The sequence below is a fragment of the Mycolicibacterium arenosum genome, from assembly GCF_024320865.1.
Lineage (GTDB): Bacteria > Actinomycetota > Actinomycetes > Mycobacteriales > Mycobacteriaceae > Mycobacterium > Mycobacterium arenosum.
In genome coordinates this window covers 293,342-306,028 of record NZ_JANDBD010000007.1, presented here as the reverse complement: position 1 = coordinate 306,028, position 12,687 = coordinate 293,342, and the positions used below count along the sequence as shown (strand labels likewise).

16 protein-coding genes and 1 pseudogene are annotated in these 12,687 nt (G+C 69.4%); 4 read left to right on the top strand and 13 right to left on the bottom strand.

Annotation, left to right across the window (positions count from 1 at the left end):
• Window positions 1–10 precede the first annotated feature (10 nt).
• The 6 genes from NM203_RS18610 to NM203_RS18585 form a co-directional block, all read right to left on the bottom strand.
• On the bottom strand, window positions 11–895 hold the full coding sequence (locus NM203_RS18610) for an SDR family oxidoreductase (protein ID WP_255061547.1): 885 nt from the start codon (window positions 893–895) through the stop codon (window positions 11–13).
• A gap of 9 nt (window positions 896–904) precedes the next feature.
• Entirely contained in the window at window positions 905–1,465 is a 561-nt protein-coding gene (locus NM203_RS18605) for a GNAT family N-acetyltransferase (protein ID WP_255061546.1), read from the bottom strand.
• Window positions 1,466–1,491: 26 nt separating this feature from the next.
• Complete coding sequence (locus tag NM203_RS18600) at window positions 1,492–1,839, bottom strand: hypothetical protein (protein ID WP_255061545.1); 348 nt, start codon at window positions 1,837–1,839, stop codon at window positions 1,492–1,494.
• 223 nt (window positions 1,840–2,062) lie between these two features.
• The gene (locus tag NM203_RS18595) at window positions 2,063–2,605 is read right to left on the bottom strand and encodes a hypothetical protein (protein ID WP_255061544.1); all 543 of its coding nucleotides are present in this window, start codon (window positions 2,603–2,605) and stop codon (window positions 2,063–2,065) included.
• Window positions 2,602–3,162 (bottom strand): hypothetical protein, encoded by a 561-nt coding sequence (locus NM203_RS18590; RefSeq protein WP_255061543.1) that lies wholly within the window; start codon window positions 3,160–3,162, stop codon window positions 2,602–2,604. The genes NM203_RS18595 and NM203_RS18590 overlap by 4 nt, the downstream gene beginning before the upstream one ends.
• Before the next feature lie 123 nt (window positions 3,163–3,285).
• Window positions 3,286–4,194: a 1,4-dihydroxy-2-naphthoyl-CoA synthase gene (locus NM203_RS18585; protein ID WP_255061542.1), complete on the bottom strand. Its 909-nt coding sequence runs from the start codon at window positions 4,192–4,194 to the stop codon at window positions 3,286–3,288.
• 97 nt (window positions 4,195–4,291) lie between these two features.
• Between NM203_RS18585 and NM203_RS18580 the strand changes: the two genes are divergently transcribed.
• Entirely contained in the window at window positions 4,292–4,567 is a 276-nt protein-coding gene (locus tag NM203_RS18580; protein WP_255061541.1) for a hypothetical protein, read from the top strand.
• Here NM203_RS18580 and NM203_RS18575 read toward each other — a convergent pair whose 3' ends face one another.
• From NM203_RS18575 to NM203_RS18555, 5 genes are read right to left on the bottom strand one after another with little or no spacing between them, the layout of a single operon-like run.
• A complete protein-coding gene (locus NM203_RS18575) occupies window positions 4,568–5,023 on the bottom strand; it encodes a nitroreductase/quinone reductase family protein (RefSeq protein ID WP_255061540.1) in 456 nt (151 codons plus the stop codon). It lies immediately after the preceding gene.
• Window positions 5,024–5,056: 33 nt separating this feature from the next.
• Complete coding sequence (locus NM203_RS18570) at window positions 5,057–5,773, bottom strand: HAD family hydrolase (protein WP_255061538.1); 717 nt, start codon at window positions 5,771–5,773, stop codon at window positions 5,057–5,059.
• On the bottom strand, window positions 5,770–6,423 hold the full coding sequence (locus NM203_RS18565; protein WP_255061537.1) for a sensor domain-containing protein: 654 nt from the start codon (window positions 6,421–6,423) through the stop codon (window positions 5,770–5,772). The genes NM203_RS18570 and NM203_RS18565 overlap by 4 nt, the downstream gene beginning before the upstream one ends.
• Window positions 6,420–7,664, bottom strand: coding sequence for an RNA polymerase sigma factor (locus tag NM203_RS18560; RefSeq protein WP_255061536.1), 1,245 nt, complete (start codon window positions 7,662–7,664; stop codon window positions 6,420–6,422). Before NM203_RS18560 ends, NM203_RS18565 begins: the two co-directional genes overlap by 4 nt.
• A gap of 14 nt (window positions 7,665–7,678) precedes the next feature.
• The gene (locus tag NM203_RS18555) at window positions 7,679–8,872 is read right to left on the bottom strand and encodes a CynX/NimT family MFS transporter (protein ID WP_255061535.1); all 1,194 of its coding nucleotides are present in this window, start codon (window positions 8,870–8,872) and stop codon (window positions 7,679–7,681) included.
• A gap of 115 nt (window positions 8,873–8,987) precedes the next feature.
• On the opposite strand from NM203_RS18555, the pseudogene NM203_RS33550 reads away from it, so the two are divergent.
• Window positions 8,988–9,515: pseudogene (locus NM203_RS33550) on the top strand (MFS transporter); the annotation flags it as partial.
• Between the two features lie 106 nt (window positions 9,516–9,621).
• Window positions 9,622–10,095 (top strand): MFS transporter, encoded by a 474-nt coding sequence (locus NM203_RS18540; protein ID WP_255061532.1) that lies wholly within the window; start codon window positions 9,622–9,624, stop codon window positions 10,093–10,095.
• 51 nt (window positions 10,096–10,146) lie between these two features.
• On the opposite strand, the gene fadD8 is transcribed toward NM203_RS18540, so the two are convergent.
• Window positions 10,147–11,748 (bottom strand): fatty-acid--CoA ligase FadD8, encoded by a 1,602-nt coding sequence (fadD8, locus tag NM203_RS18535; RefSeq protein WP_255061531.1) that lies wholly within the window; start codon window positions 11,746–11,748, stop codon window positions 10,147–10,149.
• A 66-nt stretch (window positions 11,749–11,814) separates the two neighbouring features.
• Between fadD8 and NM203_RS18530 the strand changes: the two genes are divergently transcribed.
• Window positions 11,815–12,060 carry a DUF3253 domain-containing protein gene (locus NM203_RS18530; protein WP_255061530.1) on the top strand — a complete coding sequence of 82 codons (246 nt, stop codon included), beginning with the start codon at window positions 11,815–11,817 and terminating at the stop codon, window positions 12,058–12,060.
• A 48-nt stretch (window positions 12,061–12,108) separates the two neighbouring features.
• Here NM203_RS18530 and NM203_RS18525 read toward each other — a convergent pair whose 3' ends face one another.
• Entirely contained in the window at window positions 12,109–12,573 is a 465-nt protein-coding gene (locus NM203_RS18525; RefSeq protein ID WP_255061528.1) for a YciI family protein, read from the bottom strand.
• Window positions 12,574–12,687 lie beyond the last annotated feature (114 nt).

Genomic DNA, 12,687 nt, shown 5'->3' with positions numbered 1-12,687 from the left:
ACCTAACTAACTAGCCGCCGGGTTGGATGCGCTGGCGCTTCATGACGGCGTTGACGGCGGCGGGCGCGAAGCTGTTGACGGTGTGCGCGGCGACCGCCATCCGCGGCGCGATCCGGATGGGCCGCGTGCGCGCCGCGGTCACCATCCAGTCGGCCGCCTCGTCGGCGGACAGTCCCGGCAACCCGTCGTAGGCACGCGTCGGAGCGATCATCGGCGTCTTCACCAACGGGTAGTACAGCGTCGTCGAGTGCACGCCGTCGCGGTCCCACTCCGTCTCGATGACGCGGCTCACCGCCGTCAGCGCGGCCTTGCTCGCGTTGTAGACCGAGAACAGCGGCGAGGACTCGCTCAGCACGCCCCATGTCGAGACGTTGATGATGTGGCCGTCGCCGCGGGCGCGCATACCCGGCGCGAATCCGCGGATCAGCCGCAGCGGCGAGTAGTAGTTGAGCGTCATCGTGCGCTCGACGTCGTGCCAGCGGTCCAGCGACTCGGCCAGGGGGCGGCGAATCGACTTGCCCGCGTTGTTGATCAGCACGTCGACGCCGCCGAGGTCGCGTTCCACATCGGCCACCAGCGCGTCGACCGCGTCCAGGTCCGAGAGGTCGCACGGAACGGCTCTCGCCTCGCCGCCGGCGTCGATGATGCGATCGACGACACCGTCCAGCAGCTCCTGCCTGCGCGCTGCGACCACCACCACGGCACCCTCGCGGGCGAGCTTCACCGCACCCGCCTCGCCGATCCCGGACGACGCGCCGGTCACCAGGATGCGTTTACCGCGGAGGTCGACGGGCTCGCGCCGCGGCCGCACGCTGACGAGCTGATCGAACAACGGCGGCCGCATGCTGGCCAGCAGCAGGCTGTCGGACAGTCGGCGCAACGGGCTCTTGCTCACGGGTGGAGCTTAGGTGGCCGCGAATTCGCGAAGGTTGACGACTGCGAGCGTCTGCTCGGCACCGAACTCGTCGAAGCGCATGGCCGGCGTGAACCCGAGCCGACGGGCCAGCCGCAGTGACCGTTCGTTGTCGCTCTGCGTCACGACGATGACGGCCTCGTCGGGCATGTCGGCGGCCGCGCGCCGCAGCAGCGCGGTGGCGGCCCGGTACGCGAAGCCGCGGCCCCAGTCGCTGCGGCAGAGCGTGTACGCGAGCTCGAGTTCCTCGCCCTCCGGCGTGAGGTGACCGGGGTGGTGGGCACCGCGTCGGGTCAGCGAGATGGTGCCGAGGAAGTCATCGGTGGCCTTGTCCGCGATGACGTAGGCGCCCGGCGCGTCCGTGACCGCGGTGACGCCCGAGCGGTCGAGGTCGCGTTCGACCGCGGCACGTTCCTGCGGACCGCCGAGGTGGGCGCGCACCTCGGCGTCCGTGACGTGGGCGATGATCGCGTTCCGGTCGTCGGCGCGGGCTTTACGCAGGACGACGTCACCGGCGTCGATGCGCTGCGTCGTGAGCATCGGGGTGGGCACTCCACCAGAGTGCCAGACGTTCCCGGTCACGCCTCGGCGCGCGGGGCGGCACGTAACACGCAGCGCGCGTAGCCAATCCAACAGACGAGGGTCGCGACCAGCGTGACGGCGATGACCAGCACCGGCCCCATCGCCACCGAGATGCCCACCGCTTCGCCTCCGGGCAGGCTGCGGGTGGCCGCGGGCATCAGCATGAACGGCAGGACGCCGCCGGCGAAGGCGGCCATCGCGCCGATGACAGCGACCCCGAATGCCCCGCGTATCGCACCCCACAGCATCGCCGCGGCGGGCAGGTAGACCAGGATCGCCAGCGGTAGAGGTCGCAGGCCGGCGTCGACGGTGCCGGTGGTGGTCCACAGTCCCCACCCCGCCATCTCCGCGGAGCCGTGTACGGCGTGGGCCGAGAACCAGGGCAGCAGGGACGCGGCCGCGACGATCAGGACACCGAGGACGACGATCGTCCACTTGGTGATGGCGGCTTCGATGGCGCGGCTCCCGTTTCGCGTGAGGTCCCCGACAGCCTAGCGAGCGCCCGCACAGCGACTCGTGCACCCGCGGGAGCGGTGAGCGCTCTCGCGGGTGCACGAATCGTGGCTGTTAGACGGCGAGCAATCGGTCGAAGAAGTCGCGGTAGCGCCGCAGGGCGACGCGGAGATCCTCGGTGGAGGCATCCTCGCGGCGGGCCCACTGCGCTTCGAGCCCGGAGCGCGCCTGCGCGAAGCTGTTCGTCAACTGGTCGACGACGTCAGTCACCAGGCCGTCGGCCTTCTGCACGCACTCGCGGGGATCGTCGACGAAGCTGGCCTGGACGTGATCCCAGCGTGCTCGCAATCCGGTGAGCTGGTCCTCGGCGATCAGCGTCGAGTCCGTCGTGGCGTCGGTCGGCGGAGCGACCTGCTCACGGGCCTGCTCCCCGTGGACGTCGCGCTCGGGCGAACCGTCCTGATCGCGCCGGACGTCGGCGACCGAGTCGGGCTGCAGGTGCGCCGGCTCCGGCTCCCGGAGATCCTGCGTCTCGGCGGTCCAATCGCCTTGTGCGATGGACGGATCCAGGACGTTGTCGCCCTGACGCGGAGGTGCGGGCTCGTGGGTCTGCTCGGGCGTGCGGTCGAATTCGGTGTGGTGATCGTGGGTGGTCATGCGCTTGCCTCCTGAGTGTTGGTTTCGGCTTCGAGCAGCTTCTCGAAGAGTGCGCGGTAGTGGACGAACGCCTGGCGTTGCTGCTCGGTGCCGACGTCGCCGTGCTGCTGTGCGAGGTGGATGTCGTGCGCCGCGCGGTAGTTCTCCACGACTTTGGGGTGGTCGACGGAGATGTCGGCGGACTGCCGCTCGAAATCGTCGACGGGATAGCCGCGTTCGCGCATCACCTCGGTGACGAGCACGTCAGCCTCGCCGACCGCGCTGGCAGGGTGGTCGACGAAAGCGATTTGCACGGCCCGCCAGCGGTTGGCGTAGCCGTCCAACGCGGCCGGGGACAGCGGGCGGATGTCGAGCTTCGCACGCTGGCGTTCACGCTCTGCGAGTTCCTTCGCGGCGGCCTTCTCGTCGCCCGCGCGGGACACGGTCCGTTCGTACTCGGGGCCGTAGTGTTCCTTGAGCCGTTCGGTTTTCCGCTTGTTCGAACCGCTCAACGTCACGATGGCAACGACGACGGCTATCGCCGCGACCGCCAACAGAATCCATACCCAAACAGGCATTTTCGGTACCTCCTCATCCTCTGAGGAGACGAGTACCCAGGCCGTTCCTACGGAAACGTCAATATCCCGGTTCTCCGTGATTTCACCCTTTGGGGTGACTGGGTCGACGCTGAAATATCTGCCCTAGAAGTAGCGGGGGAACTTCGACCAATCCGGATCGCGCTTCTCCAGGAACGCGTCCCGGCCCTCGACGGCCTCGTCGGTCATGTAGGCCAGTCGCGTCGCCTCGCCGGCGAACACCTGCTGGCCGACCAGCCCGTCGTCGAGCAGGTTGAACGCGAACTTGAGCATCCGGATGGCCTGCGGCGACTTGCCGTTGATCTCGGTAGCCCATTGCAGCGCAACGTTTTCCAGTTCCGCGTGGTCGACGACCTCGTTGACGGCCCCCATCGCGAACATCTGCTCGGCGGTATAGGGCCTGCCGAGGAAGAAGATCTCGCGGGCGAACTTCTGACCGGTCTGCCGCGCCAGGTACGCGGACCCGTAGCCGCCGTCGAACGACCCCACGTCGGCGTCGGTCTGCTTGAAGCGGGCGTGCTCGCGCGACGCCAACGTAAGGTCGCACACCACGTGCAGCGAGTGGCCGCCGCCGGCCGCCCACCCGTTGACCAGGCAGATCACCGGCTTCGGCATGAAGCGGATCAGCCGCTGCACCTCGAGGATGTGTAGCCGCCCGGCCTGCGCGGGATCCACGGTCTCGGCCGTCTCGCCCGCGGCGTACTGGTAGCCGGTGCGGCCGCGGATGCGCTGGTCACCGCCCGAGCAGAACGCCCAGCCGCCGTCCTTCGGCGAGGGCCCGTTGCCGGTGAGCAGCACAACGCCGACGTCGGGGGACATCCTGGCGTGGTCGAGAACGCGGTACAGCTCGTCGACGGTGTGCGGCCGGAACGCGTTGCGCACCTCCGGGCGGTCGAACGCCACCCTGACGGTCGGCTGCGGCTTTCCGTCGACGACGTGGCGGTGGTAGGTGATGTCGGTCAGCTCGAAGCCCGCGACGGGCTGCCAGAGTGACGCGTCGAACGGATTGCTCACGGCTCGACTCTAGAGCGCGGCCTGTTTCACAGCTATCGGCCAGGGGTACTGAGTGGCCCGAGCGCGCGGTTCGCCGCCATGACGAGAGAGGGCCACGATGAAGCGGTCAGCGGGAGTATTGGTGTCGGGATTGGTCGCGGGCTTCATGCTCGCCGGCTGTTCGCCGTCCATTCAGGGTGGCGACACGCCGTGCAAGGACTTCCTGGAATCCGACGAGAAGACGCAGACCGAAGCGGTCTCCAAGATGCTCAAGGACGAGAAGGGCGCTGACGCAGCGCAACTCGAGATCACCGGGACGCGGTTGGCTGTTCAGACCTACTGCCAGACGGCGGGTACGCCCGACACGAAGATCAGTCAGGCACCGCACCTGTAATCACGCGGGGTCGAATCTGAAGACGGCGCAACGCCCGGCGAGTGCTTCGAACTCGTCGGGCGTTCCGTCTGTCACCAGCCCCGACCGCTTCATGAACGAGACGCCCGTGGGCACCAGCTCGGGGAACCGTCGCAGCAGCGGTCGCGCCTCGTCGGCGGACAGTTCGACCATGCGCACCAGCTCGGAGTTCCGGCCCGAGGACAGCGTCGCCGTGTCCGCGGCGCGGGCGTTCTTCTCCCAGTCCGCACCGGGGAAACCGGCGACGACGTAGCGCACTCCGTCGACGTACATCGGGGTGATGGGCGTCGACCGCGGCTGCCCCGTCTTGCGGCCCGGCACGGTCAGCACGAGGGGGCCCTCCTTGCCGGAGATCGGCAGGCCGAGTCGCATCATCAGCATGAACACCTTGTTCATCGGTTTGAGCCACCACGGCGGGGTCGGTTTCTTGTCGGCCATGATTCGAGCCTAGAGCGGTTCTACACCCTCGTCCTAGACGACGATGCCCTCGGCGGCCAGCGCGCGGACCAATCCGTCGGGCCTGCTGTCCGTCGGTAGCGGGTCGACGAGCGCGAACCCGCAACCGATGGCGCGGGCGCCGCCGTCGGCCTCCTCGCTGTCGCCGACCATGAGTGCGTCGGCGGGGTCGACGCCGAGGCGCTGCAGGGCGATCCGGAAGATCTCCGGATTCGGTTTCACCGCACCGACTTCGAACGACAGGATGTACTCGTCGACGTCGTCGTAGGCGCCGAGGGTGCGGAACGCCGACCGCACGTCGAACGCGATGTTCGACACCACGGCGGTCTTGCGTCCCTGGCGGGTCAGCCCCGCCAGTACCCGCGCCGTGTCCGGGTAGGGCGTCCAGTTCGCCGGGTCGATCAGCTTGTCGTACAGCGCCTCGGCATGGTGTTGTGCGACACCGGATTCGCGCAGCACGTGCAGGTAGGCCTCGCGGTGCAGATGCGGTTCGAGGTCGCGGTTCACCCAGTTGCGGTACTGCTCGTCGTTCATCTCGACCGAGCGCCCCGTGGGGGCGGTGAGCCTGCGCATGAGTTCGGCCTGCACGTGGACGTCGACGGACTTCTCGTCGACCTCGATCTCCGAGAACCAGCTGTCGTCCTCCTCGAGCCGGAACAAGGTCCCCGAGTAGTCGAACAGCACTGCGCGGTAGTTCTTCCCGTCGCTTCGCTCGCCGGGGTTGGCGCTCATGTCATCTTCTCCGTGATCGCGTCGATGAGGTTGGGGGTCGGATCGGGGCCGTCGCCCGCGCACGCCTGTACGTCGAGGATCACGTTGGCGCGCAGGGCGATAGCGCGATGGCACAGCCAGTCGTGATCGTCGAGTCCCGACGCCAGGGTGGCGCCCTGCTCGATCGCGCCGACGTCGCGGGTGCGCCAGACGTTGTCGAAGCTGCCGGTGTCGACGGTGACCGTGGTACCTGCGCACCGCTTCAGATCGTTGGTCAGCCTCGACAGTTGCCGTTGCGCCTCGGCCGTCATGTCGTAGGCGATGACGGCCTCGGTGAGTCGCGGGATGTTCATGGCGTCGCGCATCGTCACCCCGTGCACGGTGCGCGGGCCGCTGTCGGCGTAGGCGCTCGCCATCACCGGGTAGACCGCCTCCGCGCAGCCTCGGGGTTGGTCGCGCATTCCGTCGCCGGATTCGAAGTCGGAGAACGGCTGTGCCACCAAGCCGACCTTGGCGATGATCGACTGCGCCTCCGCGGGCGTCAGCAGGATCCGCTCCAGATCGGCGGGGGCGACGGTGGCGCTCGGCAGGGGTGGCCGAGGCGGTGGGATCTCGGGCGCGGCCGAGCACGCGGACAGTGCGACCGCGGAAAGCGCCAGGAGGACTCTCATGTGCGCGCCCGAGCCGCCTTGTCCAACAGCACGTCTCGCTCCGCGCCGTTGGTGGTCAGCGCTGCGGCCGCATCGAACTCGCGGGCGGCCTCGGCGTGTCTGCCGAGACGTGCCAGCAGTTCGCCGCGCACGCTGGGCAGCAGATAGGAACCCGTCAGCCCGTCGATCGCGTCGATGACGGCCAGCCCGGCCGCGGGCCCGTCGCGCATCGCGATGGCGATGGCGCGGTTGAGTTCGACGACGGGCGACGGCGCCGCCTGGACCAGCCCGTCGTAGAGCGTGACGATGCGCGCCCAATCGGTGTCGGCGGCGGTGGGTGCGACGGCGTGACACTCGGCGAGTGCGGCCTGCAGCGCGTACGGTCCCCAGCCGGTACCCCTGCGCTGTACCGCCTGTGCCGCCCGCTCGAGCGCGGCGACGCCCCTGCCGATCTGTGCGCGATCCCATCGGGTGCGGTCCTGGTCCTCCAGCAGCACCGCCCGCCCGTCGGCGTCGGTGCGGGCCGCGAACCGTGAGGACTGGAACTCCATCAGCGCCACCAGTCCGTGCACCTCGGCCTGCTCCGGCAGCAGCGCGGCCAGCACGCGGCCCAATCGCAGTGCCTCCGTGCAGAGTTCGTCGCGAATCCAGCGCTCACCGGACGACGCGGAGTAGCCCTCGTTGTAGATGAGGTAGAGCACGCTCAGCACCGACGACAGCCGCGTCGGGTACTCGGCGGGTTCCGGCACGACGAACGGGACGCCCGCGTCGCCGAGCGTCTTCTTGGCACGGGTGATGCGCGCCGCGACCGTCGCCTTCGAGGTCAGGAAGGCCCTGGCGATCTCCTCGGTGGTCAGGCCGCCGACCACGCGCAGCGTCAGCGCGATCCGCCCCTCGCGAGCCAGCACCGGATGCGTCGAGATGAAGATCAGCCGCAGCACGTCGTCGTCGATGCGCTCCGGATCCCACGACTCGTCGACGTGGTGCTCGAGTTCGCGCGCCAGCACCGCGTACTTGTCGTCGAGCCGGTCCAGCCGGCGCCAGTGGTCGATCGCCTTGCGTTTCGCGACCGTCGTCAGCCACGCGCCGGGGTTGCGCGGAACGCCCGCCTCGGGCCACTGCTGCAGCGCCTCGATCAGGGCGTCGGAGGCCAGGTCCTCGGCGAGGCCGACGTCTCCGACCGACCGGGTCAGGGTCGCGACGATCTTCGCCGCCTCCATGCGCCACACCGCGTCGACGGTCTGCTGCAGGTCGGCCACCACGGTCTCCACCGTAGTCAGACGTAACGGTCGCGGCCCGCCGCCGCCCCGGCGACGATCTGGACGGCGTACACGACGAGGAACATGATGAACGGCACCGTCCAGCCGTGCGAGACGTCGTGCAGCAGACCGAACAGGAACGGCCCGGTGCTCGCGATCAGATAGCCGAAACCCTGTGCCATGCCGGACAGTTGCGCGGTGTCCTCGGCGTCGCGGGCGCGCAGCGCGATAACCGCGAGCGCCAGCGAGAACGCGCTCATGCCCACGCCGATCAGCACGCTCCACACCCACGGGGCGGCCGCGGGATCGACGAGCATCCCGACGACACCCGCCGCCCCGACGACGCCGAGCGCGACGATCCACCGGCTCTGCCCCGCGCTGCGGGCCGCGAGCGGGGTGATGACGAGCGCGACCGGCACGCCCATCAGCGAGATGAGCCCGACGAGTGTGCCCGCTTCGAGCTTGCCGATGCCGTTGTCGATGAAAACCTGTGGCAGCCAGCCCATCACGATGTAGGCGACGAAGCCCTGGCAGCCGAAGAACAGCGTGACCGACCACGCCAGCCGGTTGCGCAGCAGCGAGCGTCGGCCCGTGCTCCGACTGAGTTCGGAGTTCCAGGTGGCGCGGTGCCGCCGCGACGCCGGAATCCAGATCAGCAGCGCGACGAACGCGAGCACCGCCCACACCGCGAGGGCCTGCCGCCATCCGCCCAGCACGTCCTCGGTGGCAGGCGCCACCGCCGACCCGAGGGCGCCACCGCCCTGCAGCGCCGCGGTGTAGATGCCCGTCATCAGACCGATGCGGGCCGGGAACGAACCCTTGATGACGACGGGGATGAGCACGTTGGCCAACGCGATGCCCGCGCACGCGGCGAGCGTGGCGCCGAGCATCAGGTACGGCCCGTCGACGGCGCGCACGGCCAGCCCCGCGGTGAGCAGGACCAGCGCCACCGAGATCGTCCGGCCCAGGCCGATCCGCTCACACAGTCGCGGCGCGGCCAGTCCCGCGGCGGCGAAGCACAGCGGCGGGAGCGACGTCAGGACGCCCGCCCAGGTGGCCGACGTGCCGAGGGTGTCGCGCATCTCGCCGAGCAGCGGCGCGACGCTGGTGACGGCGGGCCGCAGGTTGAGCGCCGCGGCGGCCACGGCGATCGCGAGAAGGGCGCCACCCGCGACGACCGTGGTGCGTTCGTCGAGACGGTTGTCGGCCATTCCGTTCACTGTGCCAGCCGCCGTCGGCCGCTCACGCATTCGGTGGTCGGCGGTCGTGATTCCGTCCGCAATCCGTGATGCGGCTCGGCGCCGCCGGTCAGCAGACTGAACGCGTGTGACGACGCTTCGCCGACTGCAGGCCGCGGCGTTCGTCAGCTCCTACGACCGGTTCATCACGCCGGTTCTGCTGCTGCCCATCGCCGCCGGCTTCGACGTCTCGCTGGTGGTGATGAGCTCGGCCGCGACGCTGTACTACCTGCTGTACGGGCTGATGCAGCCGGTGTGGGCGATGATCTCCGATCGGCTGGGGCGTATCGCGGTCGTGCGGCTGGCGCTGGCGGTGGCGGCCGTCGCGGGCGCGGTCTGTGCGGCGGCGCCCGGCCCCGATGTGGTGATCGCCGCCCGCGCCGTGTCGGGGGCGGTGCTGGCGGGCGTCATCCCCGCGTCCCTGGTGTGGGTCGGCGAGGCACTTCCGGGTGACGAACGGCGCGGCACGTCGAGCCTGATGGGCGGCATCTACCTGGGCACGCTGGTGGCGAGCGTCGCGGGCGCCGCCGCCGCGCACGTCGACATGTGGCGCGCGGCCGTGGTGGCGTCGGCGGCGGTGTCCGCGGTGCTGGCGGTCGCGCTGCTGCGCACGACGACGCCCGCGCCACCGGGCCGACCGCGGGTGTTCGACGCGGTGCGGCACGCGATGACGCCGTCGGTCGCGCTGGTCGTGGTGCTCGCCGTCGTCGAGGGGGGGCGTCGTGCACGGCTCGCTGACGTACTTCCCGGCCGCGCTCGAGCGCCTCGGCACCGGGTACGCCGTCGCGGGATTGTCCGTCGGGGTGTTCGGCCTCGGCGTCGTCGTCGCGAGTCGGTGGGTGCAGACCAGCGGTTGGTCCCGCCGCCGCATGATGGTGGTCGGCGGCGCGGCGCTGACCGGCGCCCTGACGATCGCGGCCGTCGAGCCGGGGATCCCCGGCATGTTGATCGCTGCAGTGCTGCTCGGCGCGGGCTTCGCCGCCACGCATGCGCCGCTGCAGGCGTGGGCCACCAGCGTCGCCCCGCAGGGCCGCACCATCGCGGTGGCGTTCTTCGTCGGTGGCGCACTCGCCGGGGCCGCAGCCGTCACCGCGCTGGGTTCGGCGAGTGCGTCGGCGGGGGACTTCGGGGTGCTGTTCGGCGTCGCGGCGGTGGTTGCCCTGGCGTTCACCCTCGCCCTCACTCGCCGAACGTGAAGGTATGCGCGAGTTTCCGACGAATTCTCGCGCATACCTCGACGTTGGCGGCTACCCGATCGCGCGGTCGCTGCCCTCCCAGAACTGCTTGCGCACGGCCTTCTTGTCGGGCTTGCCGAGCGCGGTCACCGGCACCGAGTCGACGACGATCACCTGCTTGGGGGACTGCACCGACCCCTTGCGCTCCTTGACCGCGGCCTGGATCTCGGCGGTCATCGTCGCGACCGCGGCCTCGGACGAATCAGCGTCGGGCCGCAGCACGACGACGGCGGTCACGGCCTCGCCCCACTTCTCGTCGGGGGTGCCGATGACGCACACCTGCGCGATCGAAGGATGTTCGGCGACAACGTCTTCCACCTCGCGCGGGAAGACGTTGAACCCGCCGGTGACGATCATGTCCTTGGTCCGGTCGACGATGTACCAGAAGCCGTCCTCGTCTTCGCGGGCCACGTCGCCGGTGTGCATCCAGCCGTCGCGGAACGTCTCGGCCGTCGCCTCGGGCTTGTTCCAGTAGCCGCCGGACACCAGCGGACCGGACACGCAGATCTCGCCCACCTCGCCCTGCGCGACCTGCTTGCCGTTCTCGTCGAGCAGCGCCGTCCGCGCGAACACCGTCGGACGCCCGCACGAGGTGAGCCGCTTCTCGTCATGATCGCCCTTGGCCAGGTAGGTGATGACCATCGGCGCCTCGGACTGCCCGTAGTACTGCGCGAAGATCGGGCCGAAGCGGGCGATGGCCTCCTTCAGTCGCACCGGGTTCATCGCCGAGGCGCCGTAGTACACCGTTTCCAGCGACGACAGGTCACGGGTGTGCGAATCCGGGTGGTCCATCAGCGCGTAGATCATCGACGGCACCAGCATCGTGGCGGTGATCTTCTGCTCCTCGATCACCCGCAGCACCTCGGCCGGGTCGAACTTCGTCAGCACGACGAGTTCGCCGCCCTTGATGAGCGTCGGCACGAAGAACGCCGCCCCCGCGTGTGACAGCGGTGTGCACATCAGGAACTTCGGATGCTCCGGCCACTCCCACTCGCAGAGCTGGATCGTCGTCATGGTGGTGATCGACTGCACGGTGCCGATGACGCCCTTCGGCTTGCCGGTCGTCCCGCCGGTGTAGGCCATGCCGCCGATGTGATCCGGCGGCAGGTCCGCGGCCACCAGAGGTTTCGGCGTGTACTTGGCGGCCTCGGCGTTCAGGTCGACCGCAACGTCGGCCAACTCCGAGGGGACCGGGCCGATCGTCAGCACCTGCTTGAGGCCGGGCACCTTCTCGAGCAGCCCCAGCGCGCGCTCGACGAACATCGGGTTCGGATCGATGATCAGCGACGTGACGCCCGCGTCGTTCAGCACGTAGGCGTGGTCGTCGAGTGAGCCGAGAGGGTGTAGTGCCGTGCGCCGGTAACCCTGCGTCTGGCCCGCGCCGATGATCATCAGCACCTCGGGCCGGTTCAGCGACAGCAGGCCGGTCGCACTCCCGCTGCCCGCGCCCAGCGCCTCGAAGGCCTGAATGTACTGGCTGATGCGTTCGGCCAGCTCGCCACCGGTCAGCGTGGTGTCGCCGAGGAACAGCACCGGCCTGTCCTTGTTGCGCTTCAGCGCGCCGACCGTGAGGTGTCCGGAGTGGATGGGATGGCGCAGCAGGTCGTCACTCATAACCTCAGATTAGAACGTGTTACAGAAACGGTTTCAAGGGCCGTCGCAGCGGGCTTCCCTGGACTCGTGAGCGAGGACCGTCTGAAGGCCGTGATCCTGGACCTCGCCAGGCAGCGCGGACCTGCGAAGTCGATCTGCCCATCGGACGCCGCGCGGGCCATCGGCGGTGACGACTGGCGCGACCTGATGGACGACGCGCGCGCCGCCGCCCGCGACCTCGCGCGGGCCGGCGAGGTCGAGATCACGCAGAGGGGTGAGGTGCTGGACCCGGACGCGACGTGGCGCGGACCCATCCGGATCCGCGCCACGTAGCGATTCGGGCGCGCTACTCCGAGCCGAGGCCGGACAAGCGCGCTGAAATCACAGGAGCCTGTCCGCCTCGGCCCGAGCCTGCACCGCGATCTTCTCGGCGAGCTCGGCACGCCACTGGATCTCCTTCTTTATCCACGGGTTGTCCATCGGGAAGTCGGCGGAGTCGGAGACCTTCCGCACCTCGAGCTTCACGCCCGGACCGAGCGGCACCTTGCGCGCCCACTGCTTGGCCTCCTCCTTGGAGGACACCTCCAGCAGCCAGAAGCCGTTGAACAGCTCCTTGGCCTCGGTGTACGGGCCGTCGGTGACGACGGGCGGGTCCTGGTTGAAGTCGACGACGAAGCCGTCCTCCGGCCCGGTCAGTCCCTCGCCGGCCAGCATGACGCCGGCCTTGATGAGCTCCTCGTTGAACCGGCCCATCGACTCGATGATCTCGTCGAAGTCGATCTCCTGCTCCGCCATCAGGGCCTCGGCCTCGGGGGTGGACCGCATGATCAGCATGTAACGCGCCATTTCCATCTCCTTCGGGTGTGCGGGAGGGGCTCTTCCCCATCCTGCCTTCGCAATGACGTCGAACGGCAACCCCCCGAAATCGACACGGGCCGCGAACTTTTCTTGAAAGAATTT

Bases quoted from the DNA above. Each gene is read 5' to 3' on its own strand.
- NM203_RS18600 (WP_255061545.1), bottom strand. From the start codon at position 1,839: ATGGCGGGGTGGGGACTGTGGACCACCACCGGCACCGTCGACGCCGGC.
- NM203_RS18575 (WP_255061540.1), bottom strand. From the start codon at position 5,023: ATGGCCGACAAGAAACCGACCCCGCCGTGGTGGCTCAAACCGATGAAC.
- NM203_RS18595 (WP_255061544.1), bottom strand. From the start codon at position 2,605: ATGACCACCCACGATCACCACACCGAATTCGACCGCACGCCCGAGCAG.
- NM203_RS18565 (WP_255061537.1), bottom strand. From the start codon at position 6,423: ATGAGAGTCCTCCTGGCGCTTTCCGCGGTCGCACTGTCCGCGTGCTCG.
- NM203_RS18590 (WP_255061543.1), bottom strand. From the start codon at position 3,162: ATGCCTGTTTGGGTATGGATTCTGTTGGCGGTCGCGGCGATAGCCGTC.
- NM203_RS18570 (WP_255061538.1), bottom strand. From the start codon at position 5,773: ATGAGCGCCAACCCCGGCGAGCGAAGCGACGGGAAGAACTACCGCGCA.
- NM203_RS18525 (WP_255061528.1), bottom strand. From the start codon at position 12,573: ATGGCGCGTTACATGCTGATCATGCGGTCCACCCCCGAGGCCGAGGCC.
- NM203_RS18555 (WP_255061535.1), bottom strand. From the start codon at position 8,872: ATGGCCGACAACCGTCTCGACGAACGCACCACGGTCGTCGCGGGTGGC.
- fadD8 (WP_255061531.1), bottom strand. From the start codon at position 11,748: ATGAGTGACGACCTGCTGCGCCATCCCATCCACTCCGGACACCTCACG.
- NM203_RS18580 (WP_255061541.1), top strand. From the start codon at position 4,292: ATGAAGCGGTCAGCGGGAGTATTGGTGTCGGGATTGGTCGCGGGCTTC.